Genomic DNA, 24979 nt, shown 5'->3' with positions numbered 1-24979 from the left:
CCCTCCTAATCGTCCCAGCCGCGATTTTCTGTGCAAAGGTCGTCCATCCAGCCTTCGTCATAGGTTGACCCATCGCCCTTGTAGGGTACGGCGCGGGGTTTGCCCATTTTATAAAGTTTACACGACTTGGGTCCGTAGCAAAAACTCTCAAAGCGGTACTTCTTGCTCACGCCCCAATTGTACTCAATCTCCACAGCCGACATGGTGGCCCACGCGCATTGAAAGCACTTACCCCTGTAACTGGCGGCACTCAGCATTCTCGCACCGCGCTGTGCGTAGGTCGCCAGATCAGGGGGCTCAATCAGATAGGGGGGCGGCGAAGTTTCGGCGTGCTCAGCTTTCCTGGTGATTTTCAGGCCGCCGGCGCGGTAATAGTCGGCGTAGTCGCTGACGTCGTACATTTTCGTCCACGCCGTTCCTTTGGCCTCATCACCGATACGGAACATCAGTTTCTTCTGCTGAATTTCTGAGATGGCAACGGAAAACGAAGCTTTCATCCCTTTTGCTTTGCCATCAATGAAGAGATTGTAGCCCCGATGATAATGAGTGCGGTTATCAAGCCGATATCGCCACACGGTGGTGCGTGGTTGAACCGACAGGATTGTGCCTTGCCATTCAATTTTTTCCGGTTCGCTGACTTTCATTTCCTGGCCTCACTTTTGACTTAATTTGAACTTGTAAGAATTCTTTACACGTTGCTTTTTCGTTTAATTCTTCGTCTTCATCGATATTCTTGATGTGAATGGTTATGTTAACCCGATAGAAAAGCGCTTTCCGACACAGAACATATATTCCATTATAAAGTGATATCCTTCTGACTGCAACTGAGCAAAGAAAGGCTTCCTGAAGAGTGCATACTCCCGGGAAGCCTTTACTTATAAGCAGCACTCTTCACAGCTTCTCCCGCAAGGCATTGTGGAGGAAATCCTGGATCTTCTCCTTGTATATGGCATGGAGCTCCGGGTTTTTGCCGGCAAACTTGGTCATTCCATAGGCCAATTCCTTAAAGGTCTTGAAGAAGCTGTCATATAAGAAGGCGATCTTATTGGCCTCAGCCTTGCCATAGGCTTCATCCAGGGATGCCTCCATCTTTTTGATAGCTTTATAACCTGAGCGCTCTTTCAGCTTGTCATAGGAAGCCTTCTTATTCTCGATCTCCTGCTCCAGCTCTCCCTTTACCCTCTCCAAACCATGGATTTCGGCTTTCAGGCTGTCCCGTTCTGCGGCCAACCGGGCATTTTTATTCTTTTCCTTGTCCAGATCATCACGAAGAGCTGTGCTCTCCTGCCTGGCCTGATCCCGCTCGGTCACGGCTTGATCTGCTTCCCGCCGGGCCTCTTGCCGCTGCTCAACGGCCTGTTTCAGCTGCCGGGTACTCATGCCTTCCACATCCATCTCCATCAGGAACTCAGCCCGCTCTTCCTCGGGAAGCTCCAAGAGAGTCAAGGCCTGAACAAAGGTCAGGTTGGGCAGCGTCCGGTTCTGAGAAGATTCCCCGGCTGGGGGCAAGGAAAGATATTCACCATAAGCGTCAAAAAGGGCCATAAGACGCTGGGCGGTTCTTTGGGAGTAGTTGACGGATACTTTCAGCCAATCCCCCCATTCCCCATAGGGAATCATGGCTCTGACCTCTTTGAGCCTGCGCCCGATTTCGATGGCATGAACAAGGAGGATTTTCTCCATCTGCCGCTTCATGGTATTGATCTCTGAGGCAATCACAACGGGGGTCCGGCCGGTCGTCAATTCATCGATCATCTAATCCATCCTCTCTTGCACCTGGCAAAATCTACTGTTTTACTATCTATAGCATATGATCTGCCTGTTAAGAGTGACAGCCGACACAAGCATGTCCAAGAATGCGACAACGTTGTCGCATTCTTGAACATGCTTTAGTTCTATTTTTTCTAACCGGCCAATTGAAATCGGCAAGTTTCAATGTCTTTGAGATAACTATTTCTTGCCACGATGTATCCAAGCGGCTGTACATAAACAGCAAATTTAGCCTTTACCATAGACTCTTTTCAGCTGCTAATATGCGCTGAAAGATCCCGCCCCATGAGTAGATAGCCGATAAATGGGAATGACTAATAAAAACGTGAATTGCGGGATGAGTCCTTGACAAACAGTGTAACAAACAGACAGTTGTTTTTTATTATCATCATTTCCACAGTTGGCCTGAGCGCGGTGGTCATGCCGAAAATCATGAGCGAGGCCGCCGGAACAGGGGCGTGGCTGAGCCTGCTCATCGCTGCCGTCTTTTTCGTGGCCGACGTTCTGCTGATCATCCACTTGGGCTGCCTCTACCGCGGGAAAGCGCTGGCGGAATACAGCGAGCTGCTGGTGGGGAAAGCCGTATCCCGTATTTTCTGCGGTATCTATCTTATCTACTTTTTTATTTTTCTCGCCTTTTTCGTCCGGTCCGCGGCTGATATCATCCAGGCGGAGATTTTATATAAAACGCCCATTTGGGCCACGATGCTGCTGATTATGAGCGTCTCCCTATACGCCGCGTCAAAAGGGCTTACCAATTTGGGCAGGATTCTTGAATACCTGGGCCTGATCGTGCTGATAACGGGCTTTATTTTGCAGATTATTGCCTTTACCCAGGGAAACCCGCTGAATAACCTGCCCCTGATCGACCCGGCGGAGATAAGCCGCTATATCCGGGCGGTTCCGTCTGCTATCTTTGTTTTTTTGGGCTTCGAGGTCATCACTGTCATCCCCCTTTCCAGACGCAACGGTTCCCAAGCGCTGCTCACGGCGGGGATTGCAGTTCTGGTCGCCTGCACGTTTTTTATTGTTCAGTTGGAAGGCTGCTATTCTATTCTAAGCATCGATGATATCGTCAATTACGATTATCCGGTTCTGACCGCGATTCGCAGGCTGGACATCGCCGCCCTGCAATTTGCTAAGCGGCTGGATCTGTTTTTCATCATGGGGTGGCTCACCTCCATCTTTTGCACCACTTCCCTGATCATGTTTGCGTCGGCGGCCTATGCGAAAAAGCTGATTCCCAAGCTGACCGGGATTACGCCGATGTTCGCCATCGGCGGGGCGGCTTATGCTACAGGCCTGCTGATTCCCAACGCAGAGGATGTGCTGCTGGTGTTCAATCGCTTCACGACGTATACCGGGCTGCTGCCGGCCTTTGTCATCCCCTTTGTCTTGTGGGTTGCCCATCTGCTCCGGTCCCGTGGCAGTACGTAAAGAGGGTGGTGATAAAGCCTGAATAAGCTCATAAAATTAACCGCTCTTGCCCTCTGCCTGCCGCTGCTGTGGGGCTGCTGGGATTCGACCGATATCCAGCAGGAGAATATTCACATCGCAGAAGTGATCGATTATCAGGATGGAGAGTACCATTTCTATGGGGAAGTCGCCGATCTGGGCGGTCAGTCACGAAAAGGCGGCACCGGCGGACAGGGCAACCTGAACTTTTCGATCATCAAGGCCAGCGGGGAAACGTATACCCAAGCCCGGGATGATCTGAATCGCAAAAGCAGCAGGCCGGTTTATCTGGGCGCCTTAAAGGTGCTGATTTTTACCGACAGACTGGCATTCCAGGATGTGGAGGAATATCTGAACCGGAGCCGGACCCAGCGCAACACCAGAAAATCCCTCAAAATCATCACCTCCGCCGACGAGCCGGAGGATTTGCTGAAGGCCGAGCTGGACAACGCGTCCTCGGTGGGGCTGGCCATTGATAACATACAGGACAACCTGATGAAGGAGGGCTCCTCATTTTTTGTGGATATCGGCGATCTGTTGGAGGCGCTGGCGGTAAAAAAGGTGGGGTTTTTGATCCCCGCCATGGGCGTCGTGGACTCCCATATCACGCTGACCGGATATACGGTTTTTGAAAACGGCAAAAAGGTTGGCTTTATCCCACAGGACCAACGGCGTGGCGTGGTGTTTTTCCTCAATCCCCACGGCAGTTTTCATTACGAAGTCATTTTGAATTCGAACCGGTATGAGCTGGATGTTACGCTTAACAACAAAAAAATCACCACGACGTATGCCGATGAAGAGCTCATGATCCAAATTCAAATGGGGTTTAAGGCCGTGCTGAACTATGCGTCCACGGCGCAGCCGGCCACTATAGGGGACCGGGAGGCCTTGCAGCGCCTTCTTGAGGAGGCGGTCCTGCAGGATATCGTACAGGCCCTGGATACCTCACAAAAGGAATACGCCTTGGATTATCTGGGGATTTACCGGTATTTTCGGGCCCAGCATAACAGTACCTTCAAAACTATCGATTGGAAGCAGGCCTATAGTGACGCGGCGTCGGAGGTCACGACCGAGGTCACACTCGTCCGGAGCGAGCTTCCCCAGGAGCCATAAGCCATGACAAAATCAGCAATCCATCCTATCGACATCGACAAAATCAGTACGCGGCTCAGCGGCATTTCGGCGCGGGTCGTTCCCTGTACGGGCGGGGATGCTATCACGGTTTTGTTTATCCGGCAGCTCACCGACCGGGCGCTGCTGTCCGAGTGTATACTCAAGCCGCTGATTGCCCGCGCCGCCGCTGGGAAAACGCCCCCGGCGGAAGAGCTCCGGGATCGGGTCCTGTATGTGGATCATTGCGCGCTGGATGACAATCCCGACGCCATAGACGCTTATCTGCTGGATGGATATACCGTGCTGCTGGGTCCCTGGGGCGGGCGCTATCTGGTGTCAGATATCAAAAAGATTGAAAGCAAAAGCATTGACAGCCCGGAACTTCAATACACGCTGCGCGGGGCGCGGGACTGCTTCATTGAGAATCTCGACACCAATCTGTCCCTGATCCGGTACCGAATCAAAGATCCCCGCCTGAAAATCGCCATGCTGGAAACGGGGAAACGAACCAGAACATCGGTGGCCGTGGTCTATATCGAGGATATCGCCAATCCCGGCATTGTGAAGGATATCCTACAGAGGATTGCCAGGATAAGGATAGACGGCATCGTCGAATCCGGCGAGCTGCAAAAGCAAATCCTCAACAGCAAATGGAGCCTATTCCCCCAAACGGGCATTGTGGAACGTTCGGATATGGCCTGCGGCGCACTGCTGGAGGGAAAGGTCATCATCCTGGTGGAGGGCAGCGGGCTGGGGCTGATCGCCCCCAAGGTTTTCCATGAGTTTCTCATCTCCTGCGACGACATCTACGACAATAAATACCTGGCCCTCCTCACCAAGGGCCTGCGGTTCATCGCCTTGTTTCTTTCCATTACCCTGGGTGCGCTGTATATCGCCATCATTTCCTTTCATCATGACACGCTCCCCTCGGAATATATCCTGACCCTGGCGGCTATGCGGGCCAACGTGCCCTTTAACGCCTTTACAGGCATTGTACAGCTGGAAATCATCGTGGAAATCATCCGGGAATCCTTGCTGCGCATTCCCAAGAAGATCGGCGGGGCCATCGGCATTCTGGGGGCCATTATTATCGGACAGGCCGCCATGGCCTCCGGCATGTACAGCCCACTGCTGCTGATCATCGTTTCCACCGAATTGCTCGCCTCGTTCATGATCCCGGATTATACCCTGATGAACCCCTTCCGGATTTTGAAGGTTCTCATGATTCTGCTTTCCGCGGTCTTCGGCTTGATCGGCTTTACCCTGGGCCTGTGCCTGATCGTGACCGTGATCGTTTCGTCGAACAGCTTTGGCGTCGCCTACGCCGCACCCAGCGCGCCTTTCAACCGCGAAGATTTTTTAGGAAAGCTTTTTCCGGACAAAAGTATTTCACCTAAGCGCCCTAATTTTCTAAAAACCACCGATCAAACGCGCATTGAATCGGATGAAAGGAAACAATGATTATGAAGGTTGCCATCATAGGAGCGGGAATGGCGGGGTTATCCTGCGCCATCACCTTGGAAAAGCACGGCATTACGCCGTTCATCTTTGAGAAAAGAGCCGGCGTCGGGGATCGTTTTGTCAACGCGGAGAGCATGTTCCACATTCTCAACCGGCCGGTAAAAAACTGCGTCCCCTATCTGCGGGAAAAATTCGGCATCCGGCTGGACCCACTGACGAAGGTCTCCCGAATCGAGATCCACTCCAAACACGAGAAGGGCGTCATCAGCGGGGATATCGGCTACCTGAACATACGGGGAAGGCACGAGGATTCCTACGACAGGCAACTCAGGGACCAGGTCTCAGCCCCCATCGAATACCATTCGGAGCAGGAATACGAGACCCTGTGCAAGGGCTTCGACGCAGTCGTGCTGGCGACGGGGGATGCCGAATATGCCTGCCGCCTGGGCAACTTTCGGGCCGACTTCACCGGCTCCGTCCGGGGCGCTACCGTAACGGGCAGTTTCCAGGCGGATACGCCCCATGTCTGGTTTGACTGCGACGTGCTCCCCAAGGGCTACGGCTGGGTCATCCCCTATTCGGATCAGGAAGCCAATGTGGTGATGTTCAGTCCGGATTATCCCAGCAATATCAAGCGGGATCACGAGGAGATGTGGAATCAATTCTACGGCATGGTCAGCCAGGATTTGCATCAGCCATTCCGCATGACGGATCAATTCTCATTCAAACATTATATCGTCGGCATCTGCAATCAACCGAAGCTGGAAAACACGTATTTCACGGGCAATTGCTTCGGGGCGGTATCCCCCGGATTTGGCTTCGGTCAATTCACTTCCATTCTGAGCGGGGTCTACAGCGCTTACGACATCTGCGGTCTCGGGGACTACGCCGAGCTTACCAAACCGCTGCGGGCCAATTATGAGAACTCACTGATTCTCAGGCGTTTTTTGGAGAATATGACTAACGAGGATTTTGATTTTGTGGCGAAAAATATAAATATGAAGCTGATCAGCCGTTTTGTGAACAACCTCTGCGACAGCGAGGGACGTATGGATCTACTCAAGGACGTGACGCCGCTCATGAAGCTGTTCAACCGACTGCAAGAGGGCAAAAACAGGTAGCCTCTCCTGACCTGGCCGGCAAATCTTCTGCACCTTCTATCCATAGCCTATGGGCCGCCGGCCGAAGTGACCGCCGCCTAAACAATGTCCAGGAACACGACAACGTTGTCGCGGTCCTGGACAAGCTTTTTTTCCATATTTTTTTACTCCGGCTGTAACCTCCGGGGGAACCAGATCATAGAGTATAGAGACAGGCCGGATATCCGGTCTGATAATGAAAAAAGAGGAGTTGAATTGAATGGCCATTGTGTCTGAACCACTCAATTCTGCACTGGTAGTGGTCTATCAGGACGGCTACACACCTGCCGGAGCGCCGGTGAGCCGTCAGAAGAGTATAAGCTATGTACGTCCCGATGCTTCCGAGGAAGCGCTCTATGAAATCGCCCAGGCCCTGTTCAGCCTCTCCCTTCACCCGGTTCTGGATGTGCAGTTGAAAAAGAATTTCCGGCTGAAGGAAGAATAATGGGCGGGAAAATCAAAAACGAAAGGATGGAGCTTAATGGCGATTTCAACGAATAAAATCCTCCGGCTCAGTTTCAGTACTGCCGGAGGAAAGACATTCACCCTGTCGATTCTCAACCCCCGGGAGGATCTGAGCCAGGCTGAAATTCTCTCCGTTATGGATCGGATGATCGAGGAAGATATTTTAATGACGACCAGCGGCGCCCTTACGGGAGTCAAGGACATCAAGGTCGTCAGCACCGTCGTCAATGATTTGTTCGATCCAGTTCAGCCTTAAAGAAGGCTGCGTGGAGTCTGAGCCTTAAATAAATCCCTTGGATTGCCGGCTAAGGTCACTTGGCCGGCGGTCCATTGTCTTTTTCTTATTCAGAATCAGGCAAGGGTTCCTTGTTCATAAAAAGACCGCTCAGAGTAACGGCCGGCACGAAACATGTCCAAGAATGCGACAACGTTGTCGCATTCCTGGATAAGCCTCTTGTCAAATGGTCACCGCAATTTCTTTAAGCAGAACCCTCTGAAATTCCGGCTCCGGCAAAGGTTTAACTTTAAAGTGGAATTCCACTTCACTGACATCGTCCGGCAAGGGCGGGGTCACCACGAAGGAATGCTGCATTGTTTTGCCCGAACCGCCCCCTCCGTTTGGGGTGCACAGGTATTCCGGTGCAATAGACAGTTCAAACATGGCATGGCCCAGATGGCCACCAAAGGGTTCAGAGGTGATCACTTCTGTTTCGATATACACAATACTGGCATTGCTGTATTGTTTTAGATAGGTTACAGTATGAGACAATTTATCAACGGTCACTGATCTTAAAACGGGAATGAATTTCAGAAACTCAACGGGCTCTACCGGTATGTGGATCTGCTTTTCACTGAGCAAATGGGAAAAAACCAGGCATAACCAATATTCCTTAAGGCCAAAGGCTTTGCTCCACTGGGCAATCAGGTCTGGATCGGGAAAACCGGGATTTTGATTGGACAGCTCTTTGCGTTTGGCAAGGAGGGAGCAGATCTCTTCGTCCAGAGGAGCTAACTCTTGGCAGTAATAATCCGTAGGCGGGTGAAAAGGCATAGCATTCATGAACTCAACCTTCTTTCCAGTTATTTATGAATCCTTTTTTTGTATACTTCCACCATGATCTGCTTTTTCCTGCCTGCCCATGGGGGCTTACAGCCGGCATAAATTTGTCCCCAAACACGACAACGTTGTCGCGTTTGGGGACAAATCCGGCTTCCGCGGTTTTCTAATTAAGTCCAAAACTTTCTTAGTCATAATCACAGCCTTCATCTTGAATGACCACGGCTTTGCTCTCAGGAAACATTTTAAGCAGCGGCAAGGCTCCGGGTCTTGAACCGGTCCTGCCGTTTTAACTTCCTTTGCACACGAGCCACGGATTGTCATTTATTCATTTGCCACGTCCCTTAATCACTCAATACATAGGTTATCTTATATTATTTTGGTGATCACGAAATCTGTATATGAATAGCTTTACCGTAAAGGTCGTTTCTCTGTGTTTTTAACTGTATCCCCAACATGCTTGGATTGATTGATGTTGTAAACTTGGAGAGCAATGGTCTCATGCTTCTGACACTGCAAGTACATCTCCTCAGTCTGGCGCTGAATATCCTGAAGTTCTTCAATAATATCTGTAATCTTGTTGAACAAAATATGATACATCTCGCTGTAATTTGCCACCAGTAATCACCTCAAAAATACTCTCCTCTACATATTATGCGTTTTTCGCATAAAAATCAATATGCGATTATTGCATACTATAGAATGAGCTCGAGGTGATTCATGATGTATCAACGGTTGCGCGATTTACGGGAAGACCGGGATCTGACTCAGCAGGATTTGGCAGATTTACTTAAGGTGAGTCAGGCGACTTACTCCAGGTATGAAAGCGGGGCACTCGATATTCCCAGCACTTCGCTGATAAAGCTTGCGCGGTTTTATAAAACCAGTGTTGATTATTTGCTGGGGTTGACGAATGATAGGAAGCCCTCCCGTTGAATTGGATCCTGCTTCGTTTCATAATAATGTTTATTACAGTTGGCGGCAGACTTAAACGGTAAGCCTCAATGCTATAAATAATACATTAGCGGCCAAAGGCACGGTTTAATAGGGAACTTATTGAACTACACCCCAAACCGGTACGGAAAGGCAAGAGATAGGCGTTGTTCTAAAAGGGATGACGCCTATCTCTTTTATGCTGATGACCGCTCGAGCAATGCTGCATTGGTATTCCGGTGCAATAGACAGTTCAAACATGACATGTCCCCAAACACGACAACGTTGTCGCGTTTGGGGACAAATCCGTATTTCCGTGTTTTTCTAATTAAGTCCAAAACTTTCTTAGTCATAATCACAGCCTTCATCTTGAATGACCACGGCTTTGCTCTCAGGAAACGGCTCTCCATCCATGAATTCGGTTTCTCCCTCCTGCTGTGCCTTTAAAAGGAGATCCATAGCATCAGCAACTTTAGCCGCCAGTTGAAAATACATTTTTTTATAGTCCGTCATTCCAGTCTCTACCCCCTATTTCAAGCAGCGGCAGGGCTCCGGGCCTTGACCCGGTCCCGCCGTCTGCTTTGATAGGGGAAATTAAAAAGCACATGCGAGGTTTTTTTCACCCTACACATGTGCCATGCTTCGTTATCTGCTGAATCCTAACACCTAACCCCAATCAACCGAAAACAAACCGGCTGTGAACAGAAAAGCGGTCCGCATAATCGGTATGCGAACAAACCCTTTCCGCTGGCTGGGTCAGGAATAGGCTGAATCTCCTGCTGCGTGAAGCCGCACAGTCTGCTCTGTTCCTTACCGACACCTTACCTTATTACAGTCACTTCACCCGAGGCACAGGCGCTTTGCTTGTGCGGAAAGGGGCGGCATTGTATAATAAGGATGTCGTCGTGGACAGCTGGACTGTTACGTGTAGGTGCTCATATCACCTGCTCGTGCCTGAGGGTGCTGCAACACTCTTAGGTCACGGCGACTTTTTAATTTCCACCTAGTGTTAATTATAGCTGGTTTGAGGGGAATTGCAAGGTGTGGGGGTGGGGAATTTCTCCCCGCTGGCGCATAGTATAGATTTTCATATTATCCCAGCCTCATTTCCAATCTTGTAACCAATTTCTTTATTTCGCAATCGATAGGCCTCAACAACCAATTCATCTTTGCTTTTTCCTCCTTCCAAAATATCAAAGATACTTGTTTGATTTCTATCTGGAAAGTATAAATCAAGAAGTCTTTCTTCTAAGCTTTTTTGGTTTTCAACGCTTCCATCCTCATGGATATTCAAAACCTCAAACGCCTCATCCTGGAACGCTCTTCCGACCAAAATACTTCTATGGCAATCTAAAGGATCTTTTTCAGTACACATAAAAGCTATCTTATAACCTTTATTTAAACCACTTTTAACTCTTTTGACGCCCGCCTGGAAAAGAGCGCTTCTGATTACCTTTTCAAAATCAAGTAGGCCGTCAATATCATATAGTGAAGATTCAGAACGACGTGCCCCAAATTCCTCTCCCATAAAAATATAAGATTTATGATTAATACTTAAAAACTTCCTTAATTCATTAGTATTAAACTGGGGTGAATACTTGGAATATGGTGTACTTCTTACGTCTATCACACAGTTAATAGCCTGACTATTTAGCAGTTTATTAAATTGCTCGATAGAGTGTAGTGAATGCCCAACAGTGTAAAGCCTCGGCACGACTAAGCCCCCCTTATGCAACCCTCAATTGCATTATGACTCCATCCCATACTTGTTAGCATGCCTTTTTCAAAAACATAACGGATCGAGGAACACGTCCATATACTTCTTACATTGACGAATCCTGTTCAAAGACACAAGCAGCATCCAATTAACCTAATCTCCTGGCCCTAAACTCTTCACGTGCTTGTTTTAGTGAAAGTGGATTTTTTCCATCGAGGCTTTCGGGATGTCCATTCTGATACGGGTCATCAATCCATCCACACGTCAGGCAGGTCTCATATTTGGTTTTTACTGGGATAGTGTATTCACCACAACATGCGCACTTTTTAAATAGGCTTGGTGGCGTTATGCCGCCCCCACCTCCATCAGCTAGGGCTTCTCTTTGCCTTTTGCTCTCTTGAATAATATCTGCTATCTCCTGACGCTCGATCTGATCATAAATTGTCGTTTGTCGGGCTACTACTCCAGAATGTAGGCCTCTGCCACCCATTACTTTCCCCTCCTAATTGTTTCAAAATATGGTACACTAATAACTTCTTCTCCCATCTCACAAAATGCTGTTCCATAGCAAAGCACCTGTCGGGGATTAATGCGTCTTTTCATTTCCCAATACCCTTCTAAAAAGAGCTTTTTAAACTCTTCTTTGGATAATTTGTTGTTTCTCAGCCCTCCTACCGTAGATACCGCAACAACTGAACCTAATTCAATGCCGTCAAAGCAAAAATCATAGCTTTCACTGGTACTCCAACTTACAGTAGGAATAACTGATAATCCATAATCCTGCCAATCTGCTCCACAATAACGACTTCTAAATGTATTATATATTTGTATTGATAATGGCATATCTATATACAAACTATAGTCCGGTGTAAGGACGTGGGCATACTGAGCTAGACGCAACCTATAATTCTCGGGATTGTCATAATATCTGTCCAGTTTATTATCTTCGACAAAAAAATGTACAGTTTTATCTGCAACTGCTCTATTATCTTTCCTTCGAATATGGTCAGCCCGAATTAACTTAACTCCAGTGATATCAACCTCACTCTTTTTAATAATTGGCATATCCCATTTTCCACTGGTAGGATAACTATTTCTCAACAGACTAGGATCTTGCCGTAATACTTCACTTGTAAATTTACTATTATTCACAAGGTATACGCCTCCTTGTTGTGTTGATTTTCAAGTCAAGTTTTTGCCTAAAATTTTTTCCTTAAAATAATGACATTTGTCCTATGGCCTCTGCTTGACTCATATATACCTTTTGATTAGCAATATACAATAGACCTAACTGTTGCACTCGATTTGTTAATGCCGATATACTTACTTCAAAATCATCCTTTAGTCGATAAAGATCAGGAAAATCGACTTTACCACGCTCTTTCAGGCGATTAACAGCACCTGTTACAATCTTTCTGGGCATAAGTAAAGAAGCTGCAAACATATCTGCTTGTACCTCTTCTGGGGGACGCTTTGAACCCCCTCGACAAAAGTATGCTTCGCTATCATCAAAGCTAAGTTGCTCATAATCTTGCTGTTCGAGCACATGTAGAATCCAATGACCTAATTCATGGGCTTTAGAAAAGTTCATAGTCCCCATCTTTGACATAAATAGCTCCATCTTAGTTTCATTCATGCAAATCTGCTTACGTTTCGGCATTATTGCAGCAAGAACAATACCATCTTCCGAAAGATAATCAATATTTTGCCACACAATTTCCAAACCGTATTCAAATTCAATCAGCGTGTCAATATCGACCTTTACAACCGCTCCTTGCCATTCGGTGGATAGACCGGCTTGTGATAATACGGACTCAGCAATTATATCCATTTCATCATTTGTAATATATGGTCTGCGCATTAATTACACCTCGTCGATAAGGTCCTTAATTATCTTTCGTTGTTCTTCTGAAAATCGTGGTACTTTGCGTAAAAAAGCGGCAGCTAAATCATCGTCAACAATTGTTTCGCGGATCGTTTCCGGAACTTTTTTGGCTAACAAGATCAACTCGTCTGCATTGGTTCCCAAGACTTTGGCAATCTGAATAATTGTCTTCTCTGAAGGAGGATTCGCAATTGCCCCTGTTTCAATCTTGCTAATATAAGTAAAATCCACCCCAACCCTTTCGGCTAAATCACGTTGAGTGATCTTGTGTTGCTTGCGAAGATTTTTTAATGTGTTTCCAAAATCACTCATTAATCTCACCTTCCTGATATAATCAGTCTAGTATATATTGACTTTTTAGTCAACACGCATAAAATGAAATATTCATAATAAGGCACTATCATAAGCCATTGCCTCAGGAAAAGGGGTAAACAGGAGTCAAAGGAAAGACTGCATATTCTGCGTGTTCATTCCATTCGGAGATGGATAAGACTTCAAAATCATCAACCAATTTTCGCTGTCTTCCTTGCTGCATTTTAAAAGGGAGCTTATTGGCGATGGCATTACGGAGCATTTTTCGCTCAGTCACACCTGCTTGAGGATATTCAACAATGTATACATATCTCAGGGGTTTATTTTTTGCTTCCAGCGTTAAATAATGCAAACTGTCATAAAACTTACGTGCGATATTATCAATTTTCTGCGGCGAAGATGGTTTAAATCTGTCTGGATTAGCAGCATTAGGAATGCTGGCATTTTTATACTCAATTAATACCAGAAATTTTTCCGTTTCGGCAACGAAGTCAGCATCGCATAAAAATGTGCCAGCAGCATGATAAAGGGTATGTATCTGATCTGTAGACCATAAGGCAGCAGAACAATCAAGTTGGAAAACGCCATTTTCTTCGATATAAATTTCCCCTGGCAACTTCATCACCCCTTCGTCGTCTGTTCAAAGACCTCATCTAATAGCTTGTTATAAGCTTCGGCAATTGAGTTGTTGACCAGGTCTTTAAAATTATGGTTGCTTTCAACTTCTACCCGGCCTTCTTTTTTATAGAGAGAATGAAAGCGAATTTTATTTGCATCAGCCATTCTAATTTCTAAATATTTGGCCAATACATAGTCGTGGGTGGCAATAAAAATTTGCACCCCATCCCCTTGTAGATTCAAAAGCACCTCAACTAGCGCCGGGATATGTTTTGGGTTGATGTTGGCTTCCGGCTCATCCCAAAACAAAACGGTCCCCTGCTCAAGAGTTCCATTTTTTATGAGCTGCCATAATAAAGCTATTTTGCGCATTCCTTCGGCCACCAGTTGAAACTCTAATTTAGCTTGATTGCCCGGCAACAGATAAAATTCTTCATTTTCATAACTTACTTTTCCATCAGTAATATCTTGGAGAATCTGCAGATATTTTTCCTTTTGAACGTTATTCGGTCCACGGTTTATATCGACACTGGCGACGGAAATAATATCTTTATACGTATCATCAAAATCCACGTTGCCAACATTGATAGCGTTGACGAGGTTTTTAGAGTTTGACAAGATCTCTTTGGCCGGAATGAACGTGCTGGTCAAATTCGACAACTGCTTCTCCCACGCCTGTGCTCCGACCACTTCTGCATCCCAATTCTTAGTTTTAAGGTTAAAAGAAGTCTTCAGCGTGTTGTTTCCCGAAATAACGTGTACCTTAGCCGAGCCATTTCCAGCCTTGCGGCTTAGCAATCGGGAAATATTGGCATGGTCAGGCTTAAACACTTGGACAATCTTTTGCGGAAAACTGATCACCTTTTTACTGGCATGAGCTGATTGGCAAGCAGCATAAAGCAATTTCATGATATGGGTTTTACCGGTACCATTTTCTCCGATCAAGACATTGACCCCATCACAAAATTCTATCTCCATCTTATCGAAGACTGTAAAGTTTTCTAGGCATATCTTTTTAAGCGCCATCTTAACCCTTCCCTTCAAAATTATGGTTATTTTTATTATACCTTAAATCTTCGCCAACAAGTCTATTTTAACCTCCCTGTCGTCGGAGGCAGGTGCTCATCTCTTAAACCTCAAAATTTGCCCACACCTTCGTCGAATAGATGATTTTATTCCTTCTTCAAAATCATTTCCATAGCTATCATATTCTAAATTACCTTGCTCATCTTCATCCTCTATGGCTCTTGCGTTTTCAGCCTCCCAATATTTTGATAAACTCTTCAATAAATGCAACGGAAAGGGCTGCGCAGTACTGCGAGCATAGGTCAAATTTCCCTCGCGTAAAAGATGCGCTCGTTGAGCGAGCTGAGCTGCTTCCTCTTGATCTTTCACTCCGGTAGGCAGTATCTCCACCGCTTGCTGTTTAAGAATAATCTCTCGAGGTGTATTATATTTAGTGATTTCAAGCTTAGCCCGGATAGTGTCCGGCTTAGAACCCACACTGTAATAAATCTCCCCGTCTCGGAATAATCCTTTGTACCTATTCAAGCTACTGTTTTTATTCGTGTCAAAAATCTCATATTGCGGTACATCATCCGTGCGGTTTAACCTAACAAATTTTAATCTTTCCTCATCAATTATACGTTTAGTAAAGGGAAGATCTCGTGACGTTATTATTGGATTTTGCAAGTTCTTCCACCAATATTGACGTAATCCCGCATCCGCGAACAAGTAAATTGGTACCTCGGAAGTACTAAGAAGAATGCTTTCGATTTCTTGTTCCAACCAATTAATAAACCTCTGTGAGCTTTCTTTCCACATATTATCAAAAGGTCTGGTTTTGCTGAAGTCCAAAAGCGCTTTATGCATAGGCAACCAAAGTGTTTCACCCAACCGTTTCACTTTGATTTCTCGCCCGTCAAACCACAATAGCACAGGCAGGTACTCAGTGTTTGTGCGCCTAGAGTTAAGGCGAACCTTTCGTTTTATAATGCCGGTCACTACAATATGTTCTCCCTCGGCAATAAGGGGAATATTAGCCCGAACAAAACCGGCATCTGCCAATAAGTCAAGGAAAGCATTTGTTACAATACCAAGATTGGTTTTCATTATGCTTTTTTCTTCGTCTTCCTTACTCCTTCTTCGCCCATTCAATTCATGATTTAACTTATACATGAATTGAGTCATTCGTCCTGTTTTAGCCAACCCTGAACGCACTGCTGCTTTAGGGTCTAATTTTTTGTAGCTCTTTTTCTCTCCAATCTCAATCAAAGCCAGAGTCAGTTTATCGCGTTCTGCAACAGTGACTCTTTTTTTGATTTCAGAGACTCGTTGCTCTCTCAACCCTTCAGGATCAAGCTCTTGCGTAAGAAACGCATCATCGCGATGTTGCAGCGCAACTACTACCTCCGGATTGGCATTTAAGATAAATTCATCCGGTTTATCTGTGGGCCAAAGTAACCTTCCGCCATTGCTGTTATCAAATTGGATCTGAGCAAGCAGCTCTACGCATTCCTTATACATGTCCGGACTCATCCAGAGTTCTAAGTTGATAAAGGTCCTTTCAGGCGCTTTTATCGGTAAATGCTTTAATCTCCCTCCACAGCTGACTTTCTCAAGAAAGTCGAGACGGGCTTTTAAGTTAAAGGTTCGAGATACTAAATCAAGCAAAGCCGTTCGTTCAGGCAAGCCCAGCCCCGTTTTAACATCTGGCTCATTTTGATAAACTTGACTGGAATGAACCAGATAACCCTTCACCTTGCCTGACTCTGACCAGTAGCTTAAAGGACTGGCCAAAAACTGATCAATAGACAGATTTTCTTTAAGAACATCAAAGAACAAGTCTTCTTCTGCAGAAACCCATTGAGCTAAAGCAGATGAATCTTTTGCTCGCCGGAATTTTAATGTAGATAGAACCGTTAACGAAGTATCAGTAAGAACAAAAGGATTGGACATCCCTAACAGCAACGTCCCCTTTTTATTCAGTAACTCATAAGGATTTTCGTTGGCAAGGACAGGGGCAGTATGAAAACGGCGCATTCCGATTCTAACATTTAGCAGCAGACGGTCTGCTTCCCCACCCCGATTTGTTACATCAAAGTGAATAATATAAGAAAACTGAGGTTGGTTGTTCAGAAAAGGTAAGCTCATGCATTCGTGCTTCTTTCCATAAAACACCTGAACAAACTTTAAAGGAATATCAACACCGCCAGGAAGGTTCAAATACCGAATTTCCTGGCAAAACGCATGGGTAAATAATCCTGGAATGACTTGATAGCGAACGCAATTATCCCACTGTATCGGTAAATTGTACCTTTCCCAATTGAGATTAACGGGAGAAATCTCTGCCGCTTTAGCCCCATATTTTTGTTTTTTTAGCAATTCATTTTTTAACCAATTGCGAGTCAAACGTTCCAGCCATACTTCTTGAATAGGCTCAGTGGCAATTAGCCATGGATAAGCTTGCCCTTCTGTAAGCAGATTATCATATCCCCCCAGTATCTGAGGAAATAACATCTGCAACTTGGCTCTTAAGTCGGTTAATTTCACCGGGGAGTGATATCCATCCATGATTCCTTTTAGCAGCACAGTCCATTCATGGGGGAATTCCATCTGATAAAGTGGAATTTGAGGAATAGTATTTTCTCCCAGTTCAAACGCATTGAGTTGCAAATAGTGTGCCAAAATTTTCACATCCTCACGTCACTTTGTAATTCTTGGTAAACTGTCAAGAAATGAACCGTACAGTGATTGAATTACTTTGTCGCCCTGATGGGCTTCCAGCATGGTCCGCCAATAGCTAAGCAAAGAAGGAATTGTTCCCGTTCCAGTGGTTCCCTCCATACCAAACTTAGCATCAATATAAAAGACACGAGCGTCCCTGCCTCCGCGCAGCAGACGACCAATCATCTGCCATACCGGAACAAGGATAAACCAGGCCAGGGCCTTCCTTTCTTTCGGCGATAATATCGACCAAAAATCCGGTTTCCTGACCATCGTTTCTAAGAGTAGAATACTATTTTTACGCAGTTCCTTAATTGCCTTGCCGCCCACAAGGCTCTTTTGTTCAATAGTCTCTAATATATTAGGGAGCTGAGCATGAAGAGCTTGAATCATGTAACCCAAATTATCAGGAACCGGATAAGGGCGAATCAAGAAAAATACCGTGCCAAAAAGAGCTCCCTGACGGTCATCCAGGATATTATGCCCCCGATTCATTGCCAATAACGGAGCCACAAGAATCTCAGCCGACTCATGAACAAATTGTTCAATATTAGCTAAGGGAAAATAAAACGATAGACCCTCCGCTTCCTCCTCTGCTTGATCTCCTCTTGAAAGAATTTTAAAGTTATCTTTCCATTCCGGATCTAAAGACAGCACACCTGCGACCCGCTCTAGATCATCATAGGAATTGACAACTAAGAGGATTTTTCGTTCTTTATACCAATGCTCTATTTCACGCTTTATCAGCGGTTTCAGCAACCTTACCTCTTTCTCCAAGTGTTCCCCGCGCTTTTCCGGATTAGTTCCAGACACAAAAATCAGTTCCCCGGTTTCCGGGTCTGCCAGGGGATGATAAAATTGTTCTATTTTGCCCATAGTTGTACGGGTCTTCATCAGCCAATCTACCGGTGAATTAAGCTCATAATGACGGGACCCCGGTGCTACACTGGTACCAGACAGAAAGACTACGCCTGGTCCTTGGATTCCGTCAGTCTGATCATATAAGTCACTCCATTCTTTTAAAAGCAATCTTCCTACACCCGAATATTCAAAGAACTTAAAAGTCCCCAGAGAGCTCTCTTTTGCAAAATAGCGATATCCTACCATCATCCCTGTCATGCCTTCTTTCATGAAAGGGGAAAACTCCTTCCGCATATTGAACACCTTACCCAACGAAGAAGAAATATTGAGTTCTTCAAACACGATATCCGCATATTGGAGAATACTCTTTAGATGGTCTTCAAACCTACCCAGGTATAGAAAGAGCTCCAATTGCAAAGAAAGAAGACTCCTATCCAGCTTGGATTTAACTCCCTCAAAGAAGGAAGCAACGAAAGGTTCGAGAAGCTCCTCTTTAAACTTAGTACGATTAAGGGCCAACAACTGATTGGCGACTGCAGTGAATTTACCCTCTGCAAAAGGATCACTGATATACCCCCGCAATTCAGCCCAGATTTTGTCACTTGATTCCGAGCCTTTAGCCAATTTATCCGTTAAATCATGAGCCAAAGCATAGATATGAAAAACCTTCCTATATGCCAAATGCTTGCGTAACCGAGGTGAATTATTAAGCAACTCAAAGATTTGCCAGACGATATCAATCATTTCTTTTAATTGGCGACGAAAATTTAGGATTATGGGATTCCCCGCAACATCGGAATATCTCCCATTAATTTTTGCGGTAAGCTCACTTTCCAACTGCTCAAGCAAGTGGTTGGGAGCACCAAAAAGTTCATATTCTTCTAAAAAAGTCCGATCAAATTGCTCTTGGACGTAGTCTGCTTCGTCTACGAATACTACATCCAAAAGGTCATACATAACCTCAAACACCGTTCGCTCATAGGGGTCAAGCATACCTGGCAATCTGGTCTTCAAAACCGCAGCTGATGTTGTGACCCATACATCTGCCTCAATGGCTTTTCTGAAGTCCGCATAAATCCCACAGGAGGCAGCGAATGAACATTGAGCAGGCTTATTATCCTGCACTATTTTCTGGCAAGGAAAGCTTTTATCGTCCTCAAAATTTTCGCTAAGAGCCTGAATAAAGCAGATTCCGCTCAGATGGCTTAACGCTCTGTGTTCTTCATTAATCCATCCAGATAAATCATCCACTTCTTTGGCATGAGAAAATAAATAAGTATCCAAGTGCTTTTTCCGCCTTGAGGGACCGATGAGCGGAACAGCATTGATGCCTAAACTGTTCAATTCTTTAACTCTTTTAACTACTTCAGCTACCGTTCCCTCTAACATGCCCACTTTGGCCTGGTGCTTTTTTACCAGACGATAGGTTTCCATAACCCGGAAAGTGGATTTGCCGGTGCCCAATCCACCGGCCAAGTGATTGACTCCGCGATAATTTAAACACATGCTTTGCTTCAGCGAAGCAAGTTCAAAAGAATTCGCTCGTTTTAACCAACCTTTTTGAATGTGCTCCATTTCTTCAGGCAATCCAAGCCAATCCCTATTAAAATCACAAGTTAAAGATTTTTTGGACCGCTGCTTAGGAAAAACGACCTGCTCTGTTTGAATGACTGGAATATTTCCTTGAACATTCCTTTTTTCATCAATAAATACTTGATAATTAAACACCCCCGCGGTGATAAAAGGTAACGAATGGCGTTTATGTGGGATAGGATTCATCAAAATGTTATAATACTCCGACTTTCTGTCCGAGACATAACGAGGAGGTACTTCCTTATACAAGCCATTATCCATTAAACAATATAAGCGATAAGCAGCGTCGAGTTTCCCATATTCTTCAAGGTCTTTAATCCATAAGGATTCTGCTCTGTAAAACCCAAATAGAATACGCATGCGGCCAATGATTCCAAAATTAGCTGGCTCGGCAATTTTCCAGAAGTCATAGCCGGGGATAAGTGACCAAGCCTCTTCCGCTTTATTATGAGCAGTGGCTAAATTAAATCCGGTCAGCATCAATTCTACCCTGATGATAAGATCAGTAATATAGCGAAAATTAGACCGATTTCCTCCATTCTGCAGAACATCATTCAATGCTTTTTTTATTCCTTTAGTCAAGTCCCGATATCCCTGCCTCATTGACCGTCAACACCTCTTTCTAGGACACTTAACACCTTACTTTCGGGAATAATATTAATGTGTCGGTAAGCTTCCGGAGAAAGATAATTCGCTACTCGTTCTATGAAATATGGTTTTTCTCTCAAAACATGGCCGGGAATTACAATATAGCTGTTTTCATGATACTTCTGCCAATTTGCATTGATATGGTCAGCCAAACTTCTTATCGAATAATACTCTTTGACATCAATATCGACAATGCTGTTTTCCAACTTGACTCGTATATCATAACGGTCAATTTCCGGATAAAGCTGGACATCATATTTTTTAGTCTCAAGTCTTTTATATAGCTTTAGCTCAGCAATTCCCGGCACAAGAACATATCTTTGAATTCCGGGTGTCAAACGCCAGAGTACATCTCGGGATGCGTTGGGCATCTTTACCGGGTTCCTAAATTCACCATTAAGATGGCAGGACCTATTGGTACACCGATTTTTTCCACGCTGGGTAGTTAAGGTCCAGCCGCAATAGGGGCAATAATAATATTCTTCATAGGGTAAGGGAGATGGTTCATAAAGTGAAAAAAAGAGATCAGACAGTTTTTTATCTTGCAAGGAATGCGCAAAATCGTAAACTTCGCCAGATGGCAAAACGGCATGTTCCGGCGAGCTTATAAACTCTCTGATTTTACTGTATAGCTCTTGGTAGTTATTTGCTTCCTTGACTTTTTCGCGGCAGTGTGAAAGGATTTCCAACATGACTCTTGCTTCCGACTCTTCAACCGAGACATGTTCTTCTAAAAATTCCTCTGCCTCATAGCTCAGGCCTCCATATTTTTTGAGGATTGAAGCATCCAAGTCGAAAGATGCTTCAAAAGCCGGGATTCCCCACTCTTGGCAAGGTTTTTGCAACATGGCTAAAAGGTCATAAAGATTCCCAGGTGGAATAATGCCCTCATTTAAGGCGACTTGGCTGAATTGTAAGTGACCTAAATACATCTCTTTGGGAATCCTTTTCCAATCTCTACTCCAACCGCGTAGGCCTTGGATTATATTAAGCAAAGATTTTTGGGCAAGATCCACTGCTCTCCCTCCCCATATAAAAAAATCGCTTAAAATAAGCATATTACTCTAAACAACACTAAGATATGTTTTGTTTTCTAACGCCTCAATGACTAATTTTAGAATTTTTTCCATTACCGCAAAACTAGCCGTTTCAACTTCAGAGTATTCTTTTTCCTCTAATCCTTCTTTTCCCGAGCCATGGGCAATACTATTCCTTTTTTCCAGCAAAAAATTGATCTTTCCTTCATAACCTGCAAAACAATCGTAGGGGAACCCTAAGCGAAAGAGTATTTTTCTGAGCACAACTGGTTTCAGGTTTGATTCAGTATCTATAACACTCTCCGGTATCTCAGCTGTTTCTTGCCACAAAGCATCGATCATGTTGACGAAATCTACCTGTCGGGAAAATAAATGCAGCTTTTCATCCTGGGGCAAAGCATGTTTAAACAAAGCGCATTTCTTATCCAAATTAGCATAAGCTTTGAACACATCCGCCAAGGAAGCTGTTTTGATATAAGGATTGGCTTCATTTCTTTTGATCCTCAAATGATTGATGGCATCCACATAAATTAAAAGCACCGTTTTACAAAAACCCTCGAAATGAGCATACAACATCACAACTAAGGATTTCCGATACCGCTTTTTATCCTGATCAGCAGAAATATAGCTAAGCTGATTGCGTAAAAACCGGATTTCATTCTGCCGCCAAGTCAGCTCTTCTTCCATTTGCGCCCGGATATCCACTATATTCATAGCTGCTCCGCCACTTTCCTTGATACAAAATCAATTCGGTTATTCAACGGGCTGGAATAGTTTTTACCCCCACCGGTGGTAATCCGCTTAAATTCCTTATCATTCTTAATCTCAGTAAAGGCTTTCCGGAGCCGGCCAATCATATCTGAGTCTTCCACGTCGATTTTCTCCAGATAGGGTTGGATACCAATACTGAACGCTTCATAGTGATAAGTTAAAAAGCGATTAATCAAGTTGCCCTTGTCATTGGTTCCGGAAAAAACATATTCCCCCAAAACACGATTCAGCAGCTTGAAGGTTTTCTCAAAATTCAGTTTTTCGTCCTCATAGTTAAACATTACCTCGGTTTTTTGAGGATCTGAAACATCCTCCATATATTCAGTGATAAAATCGCCCACATCATGTACATATTTGGCCCGGTAATTTTTATAGGCAAAATACCGCAGGACCAATTCCTGATCATACTTTTGCTCTTTTTTATCATCGGAAATATTAGAGATGCACTGCTGGAAATCAGGATTGTTGCTCATTTGCATAATAAATTTATTAAAATCATCATTTAAAAGTCTGATCGTACAATTCCGTATTTCCTGAGCACTGAGTTTTTCTCCGCCCGTATTTAGGCGTTTGAACATATAATAGCGAAGCCTTTGATCACTTTCTTTCCGGAGTATTTCCACCCGGATAAAGTTTCTTTTTAGCTTTATCTCCAAGGGTTTGGGCAGGTTTTCGTAAGAAATACCGTTTAATTCTTCCACAATATCACAATCGGAAAGCACGAGATGGTGAAAAGAGCCGTCGTCATTGGTTCTTAAAGGATGTTTGCCCCGAAAATGCAAATAAGAAGATATACGCTGGAGCCCGTCGATCAGCTCATATACCCCTTCGGAGCGCTCGATGACAAAGATCGGGGGTACAGGCATCTCTAAGAGCAATGATTCAATAAACCGGGACTGGCTTCCTTCCGACCAACGAAATAAGCGCTGATATTCGGGATCAATCACAAGTTCTTGGTTTTCATACATGTCCAGAAGCTCATTAAAGGATAAATCCAAGCTTCTGGTCCGCACCTTCTCTATTTTTTGATCGACTGCCTTGATTAAATCGATGCCTCCATCCACTAAACGCCGCCTCCTTTTTTATTAAAAATAAGAACGGATTCCGTCGCCATGGTTGTCTTGCGATAATGGGCAGACCTGGAATTGAGGCCAGCCATGTTTTGCTTGGTTGGAAAATCTTCTTGCAAAGCCAGCTGCCAGGTTAATGTTTGGCCCATTTGCTCAATTATCGCAGCCAGATTTACATGGATGTCTTTGTAATATGAATCCTGAACGACCAATACACAAGAGCCATCGTTCCTCAAAACTCTGCTGATTTCCTGCAAAGATTGGTAAACGGAAGTGAAGTATTGGGTATACGTCTTATAATAATAACTTTGGGAAGCTTTCGCTGCGTGAAGCCGTATTTTTTCTAATGTATCCAAGCAGACAGCGCCCCAATTTTCCTGAATAATCAAATCCTCTTTCCTGATAACCGGTGAGCCGATTGTTTTCTCTCTCAATCTTTTCACATCCGTTTGCTTAGCACAGCCCAAAAGCGCAAGTTCCAAGCTTGTGGCAACAGTATAATCGATCCTAGTACAATAGGGCGGTGAACTGATGACTGCCTGAATGGATTCATTGGGCAATGGGATCTCTTGAGAATCAGCCAACGCCAAGATGGATTTCGAGGCACACCGGGAATTTATCCTCTGACTCTGTCCAAGCAGGTTTGCCATTTCTTGCACGTAATGCTGAAACAAATGGTAAATCAAATCAGCCGGAGCCAGAACCCTTTCTTCTTTTTGTTTCGGCTTCTTAATCCAAGTAGGATTGGTGCAAAAAAATGGGTTGGCTAAATCTCTTAAAGAGCGAAACAAGGCAACATAGAAAAAAGCGGCCAGACTCGAAATTGGCTTTAAGGCTGCGCCTGCCAAAAGCAAAGAATAAGTTTCGGAAATAAGCAGATGCTGGATCGCTCGTTCCAGCTTGCGAATGACACCGGCCGTCTCAGGGTAAAACCATGTCTCCAGAGGCTCATGGTCAGTTTGAGAAACTTTACGATAACGTTTGGCCTTATTTATAATCTCCAGGCACAGCGTATGTAGGCTGACCGCCAAATCCGGATCCGTCTTTTTCGATTTGGCGACAATCACCATGACGGGGTTAATGTCGTAACCTATGGTGGAATACCCCATCTCCTGAGCAACTTGGGTCGTTGTCCCGCTCCCGTTCCAGGGATCTAAGATTCGTGAATCCTTTTTTAAATCCAAAAAAGAAAGGGTGTCCCTGACAAATGATGGTGAAAAGCTCGCATAATAATCATAAAACCCGGCTTTCCCATTTTTGGAAGAAGTATCTCTTTTGGGGTTGCTTAAGATTGAGTTCATTTTTCCACCACCTTCAGTTTTATTATAGCGAACATGTGTTCAGGAGT

General features: G+C 45.0%; 25 protein-coding genes. 7 read left to right on the top strand and 18 right to left on the bottom strand.

What is annotated here, in order from left to right:
- Positions 1 to 5: 5 nt before the first annotated feature.
- Entirely contained in the window at positions 6 to 644 is a 639-nt protein-coding gene (locus DHAF_RS03380; RefSeq protein ID WP_015942932.1) for a hypothetical protein, read from the bottom strand.
- 247 nt (positions 645 to 891) lie between these two features.
- Positions 892 to 1755: a DUF3102 domain-containing protein gene (locus DHAF_RS03375; RefSeq protein WP_015942931.1), complete on the bottom strand. Its 864-nt coding sequence runs from the start codon at positions 1753 to 1755 to the stop codon at positions 892 to 894.
- 360 nt (positions 1756 to 2115) lie between these two features.
- On the opposite strand from DHAF_RS03375, the gene DHAF_RS03370 reads away from it, so the two are divergent.
- The 6 genes from DHAF_RS03370 (at position 2116) to DHAF_RS03345 (ending at position 7659) form a co-directional block, all read left to right on the top strand.
- Positions 2116 to 3207 (top strand): GerAB/ArcD/ProY family transporter, encoded by a 1092-nt coding sequence (locus DHAF_RS03370; RefSeq protein WP_015942930.1) that lies wholly within the window; start codon positions 2116 to 2118, stop codon positions 3205 to 3207.
- Between the two features lie 18 nt (positions 3208 to 3225).
- Positions 3226 to 4338 carry a Ger(x)C family spore germination protein gene (locus tag DHAF_RS03365; RefSeq protein WP_338009695.1) on the top strand — a complete coding sequence of 371 codons (1113 nt, stop codon included), beginning with the start codon at positions 3226 to 3228 and terminating at the stop codon, positions 4336 to 4338.
- A gap of 3 nt (positions 4339 to 4341) precedes the next feature.
- Entirely contained in the window at positions 4342 to 5799 is a 1458-nt protein-coding gene (locus DHAF_RS03360; protein ID WP_015942928.1) for a spore germination protein, read from the top strand.
- Positions 5800 to 5801: 2 nt separating this feature from the next.
- Positions 5802 to 6920, top strand: coding sequence for an NAD(P)/FAD-dependent oxidoreductase (locus tag DHAF_RS03355; protein ID WP_015942927.1), 1119 nt, complete (start codon positions 5802 to 5804; stop codon positions 6918 to 6920).
- A 238-nt stretch (positions 6921 to 7158) separates the two neighbouring features.
- Positions 7159 to 7383, top strand: coding sequence for a DUF1659 domain-containing protein (locus tag DHAF_RS03350; RefSeq protein WP_015942926.1), 225 nt, complete (start codon positions 7159 to 7161; stop codon positions 7381 to 7383).
- A gap of 36 nt (positions 7384 to 7419) precedes the next feature.
- Positions 7420 to 7659, top strand: coding sequence for a DUF2922 domain-containing protein (locus DHAF_RS03345; protein WP_015942925.1), 240 nt, complete (start codon positions 7420 to 7422; stop codon positions 7657 to 7659).
- Positions 7660 to 7860: 201 nt separating this feature from the next.
- Here DHAF_RS03345 and DHAF_RS03340 read toward each other — a convergent pair whose 3' ends face one another.
- Complete coding sequence (locus DHAF_RS03340) at positions 7861 to 8463, bottom strand: hypothetical protein (protein ID WP_015942924.1); 603 nt, start codon at positions 8461 to 8463, stop codon at positions 7861 to 7863.
- 408 nt (positions 8464 to 8871) lie between these two features.
- Positions 8872 to 9078, bottom strand: coding sequence for a hypothetical protein (locus DHAF_RS03335; protein ID WP_015942923.1), 207 nt, complete (start codon positions 9076 to 9078; stop codon positions 8872 to 8874).
- Between the two features lie 105 nt (positions 9079 to 9183).
- Between DHAF_RS03335 and DHAF_RS03330 the strand changes: the two genes are divergently transcribed.
- Positions 9184 to 9396, top strand: a complete 213-nt coding sequence (locus DHAF_RS03330) for a helix-turn-helix domain-containing protein (RefSeq protein WP_026184197.1) — start codon at positions 9184 to 9186, stop codon at positions 9394 to 9396.
- 342 nt (positions 9397 to 9738) lie between these two features.
- Here DHAF_RS03330 and DHAF_RS26005 read toward each other — a convergent pair whose 3' ends face one another.
- The 14 genes from DHAF_RS26005 to DHAF_RS03265 form a co-directional block, all read right to left on the bottom strand.
- Positions 9739 to 9906: a hypothetical protein gene (locus DHAF_RS26005; RefSeq protein WP_015942922.1), complete on the bottom strand. Its 168-nt coding sequence runs from the start codon at positions 9904 to 9906 to the stop codon at positions 9739 to 9741.
- A 574-nt stretch (positions 9907 to 10480) separates the two neighbouring features.
- Positions 10481 to 11107, bottom strand: a complete 627-nt coding sequence (locus tag DHAF_RS03325; RefSeq protein WP_015942921.1) for a DUF488 domain-containing protein — start codon at positions 11105 to 11107, stop codon at positions 10481 to 10483.
- Between the two features lie 151 nt (positions 11108 to 11258).
- Entirely contained in the window at positions 11259 to 11600 is a 342-nt protein-coding gene (locus DHAF_RS03320; RefSeq protein ID WP_015942920.1) for a CPCC family cysteine-rich protein, read from the bottom strand.
- Positions 11600 to 12262: a DUF4417 domain-containing protein gene (locus DHAF_RS03315; protein WP_015942919.1), complete on the bottom strand. Its 663-nt coding sequence runs from the start codon at positions 12260 to 12262 to the stop codon at positions 11600 to 11602. Before DHAF_RS03315 ends, DHAF_RS03320 begins: the two co-directional genes overlap by 1 nt.
- 61 nt (positions 12263 to 12323) lie before the next feature.
- The gene (locus tag DHAF_RS03310) at positions 12324 to 12971 is read right to left on the bottom strand and encodes an ImmA/IrrE family metallo-endopeptidase (protein WP_015942918.1); all 648 of its coding nucleotides are present in this window, start codon (positions 12969 to 12971) and stop codon (positions 12324 to 12326) included.
- Between the two features lie 3 nt (positions 12972 to 12974).
- The gene (locus tag DHAF_RS03305) at positions 12975 to 13307 is read right to left on the bottom strand and encodes a helix-turn-helix domain-containing protein (protein WP_015942917.1); all 333 of its coding nucleotides are present in this window, start codon (positions 13305 to 13307) and stop codon (positions 12975 to 12977) included.
- 103 nt (positions 13308 to 13410) lie between these two features.
- Entirely contained in the window at positions 13411 to 13929 is a 519-nt protein-coding gene (locus DHAF_RS03300) for a hypothetical protein (protein WP_015942916.1), read from the bottom strand.
- Positions 13929 to 14951: an AAA family ATPase gene (locus DHAF_RS03295; RefSeq protein WP_015942915.1), complete on the bottom strand. Its 1023-nt coding sequence runs from the start codon at positions 14949 to 14951 to the stop codon at positions 13929 to 13931. Before DHAF_RS03295 ends, DHAF_RS03300 begins: the two co-directional genes overlap by 1 nt.
- A gap of 96 nt (positions 14952 to 15047) precedes the next feature.
- Entirely contained in the window at positions 15048 to 17621 is a 2574-nt protein-coding gene (locus tag DHAF_RS03290; RefSeq protein WP_242659930.1) for a pPIWI_RE module domain-containing protein, read from the bottom strand.
- A 9-nt stretch (positions 17622 to 17630) separates the two neighbouring features.
- Positions 17631 to 20708: a pPIWI_RE_Z domain-containing protein gene (locus DHAF_RS03285; RefSeq protein ID WP_015942913.1), complete on the bottom strand. Its 3078-nt coding sequence runs from the start codon at positions 20706 to 20708 to the stop codon at positions 17631 to 17633.
- Complete coding sequence (locus DHAF_RS03280) at positions 20705 to 21769, bottom strand: restriction endonuclease-related protein (RefSeq protein ID WP_015942912.1); 1065 nt, start codon at positions 21767 to 21769, stop codon at positions 20705 to 20707. The genes DHAF_RS03285 and DHAF_RS03280 overlap by 4 nt, the downstream gene beginning before the upstream one ends.
- A 48-nt stretch (positions 21770 to 21817) precedes the next feature.
- Positions 21818 to 22477 carry an MAE_28990/MAE_18760 family HEPN-like nuclease gene (locus DHAF_RS03275; protein ID WP_242659929.1) on the bottom strand — a complete coding sequence of 220 codons (660 nt, stop codon included), beginning with the start codon at positions 22475 to 22477 and terminating at the stop codon, positions 21818 to 21820.
- A 23-nt stretch (positions 22478 to 22500) separates the two neighbouring features.
- Positions 22501 to 23625, bottom strand: coding sequence for a DUF262 domain-containing protein (locus DHAF_RS03270; protein WP_015942910.1), 1125 nt, complete (start codon positions 23623 to 23625; stop codon positions 22501 to 22503).
- The gene (locus tag DHAF_RS03265) at positions 23625 to 24932 is read right to left on the bottom strand and encodes a DNA methyltransferase (RefSeq protein ID WP_015942909.1); all 1308 of its coding nucleotides are present in this window, start codon (positions 24930 to 24932) and stop codon (positions 23625 to 23627) included. The genes DHAF_RS03270 and DHAF_RS03265 overlap by 1 nt, the downstream gene beginning before the upstream one ends.
- Between the last annotated feature and the right edge of the window lie 47 nt (positions 24933 to 24979).

Origin of the sequence: Desulfitobacterium hafniense DCB-2, assembly GCF_000021925.1 — a bacterium.
GTDB classification, from domain to species: domain Bacteria; phylum Bacillota; class Desulfitobacteriia; order Desulfitobacteriales; family Desulfitobacteriaceae; genus Desulfitobacterium; species Desulfitobacterium hafniense.
The sequence above is the reverse complement of the archived record's forward strand: the minus strand, read 5'-3'. Positions and strand labels throughout refer to the sequence as shown.

Coding starts and splice junctions, on each gene's coding strand:
- DHAF_RS03295 (WP_015942915.1), bottom strand. CDS start 14,951: ATGGCGCTTAAAAAGATATGCCTAGAAAACTTTACAGTCTTCGATAAG.
- DHAF_RS26005 (WP_015942922.1), bottom strand. CDS start 9,906: ATGACGGACTATAAAAAAATGTATTTTCAACTGGCGGCTAAAGTTGCT.
- DHAF_RS03340 (WP_015942924.1), bottom strand. CDS start 8,463: ATGAATGCTATGCCTTTTCACCCGCCTACGGATTATTACTGCCAAGAG.
- DHAF_RS03355 (WP_015942927.1), top strand. CDS start 5,802: ATGAAGGTTGCCATCATAGGAGCGGGAATGGCGGGGTTATCCTGCGCC.
- DHAF_RS03320 (WP_015942920.1), bottom strand. CDS start 11,600: ATGGGTGGCAGAGGCCTACATTCTGGAGTAGTAGCCCGACAAACGACA.
- DHAF_RS03330 (WP_026184197.1), top strand. CDS start 9,184: ATGTATCAACGGTTGCGCGATTTACGGGAAGACCGGGATCTGACTCAG.
- DHAF_RS03265 (WP_015942909.1), bottom strand. CDS start 24,932: ATGAACTCAATCTTAAGCAACCCCAAAAGAGATACTTCTTCCAAAAAT.
- DHAF_RS03305 (WP_015942917.1), bottom strand. CDS start 13,307: ATGAGTGATTTTGGAAACACATTAAAAAATCTTCGCAAGCAACACAAG.
- DHAF_RS03285 (WP_015942913.1), bottom strand. CDS start 20,708: ATGAGGCAGGGATATCGGGACTTGACTAAAGGAATAAAAAAAGCATTG.
- DHAF_RS03375 (WP_015942931.1), bottom strand. CDS start 1,755: ATGATCGATGAATTGACGACCGGCCGGACCCCCGTTGTGATTGCCTCA.
- DHAF_RS03380 (WP_015942932.1), bottom strand. CDS start 644: ATGAAAGTCAGCGAACCGGAAAAAATTGAATGGCAAGGCACAATCCTG.
- DHAF_RS03275 (WP_242659929.1), bottom strand. CDS start 22,477: ATGGAAGAAGAGCTGACTTGGCGGCAGAATGAAATCCGGTTTTTACGC.
- DHAF_RS03360 (WP_015942928.1), top strand. CDS start 4,342: ATGACAAAATCAGCAATCCATCCTATCGACATCGACAAAATCAGTACG.
- DHAF_RS03310 (WP_015942918.1), bottom strand. CDS start 12,971: ATGCGCAGACCATATATTACAAATGATGAAATGGATATAATTGCTGAG.
- DHAF_RS03350 (WP_015942926.1), top strand. CDS start 7,159: ATGGCCATTGTGTCTGAACCACTCAATTCTGCACTGGTAGTGGTCTAT.
- DHAF_RS03345 (WP_015942925.1), top strand. CDS start 7,420: ATGGCGATTTCAACGAATAAAATCCTCCGGCTCAGTTTCAGTACTGCC.
- DHAF_RS03300 (WP_015942916.1), bottom strand. CDS start 13,929: ATGAAGTTGCCAGGGGAAATTTATATCGAAGAAAATGGCGTTTTCCAA.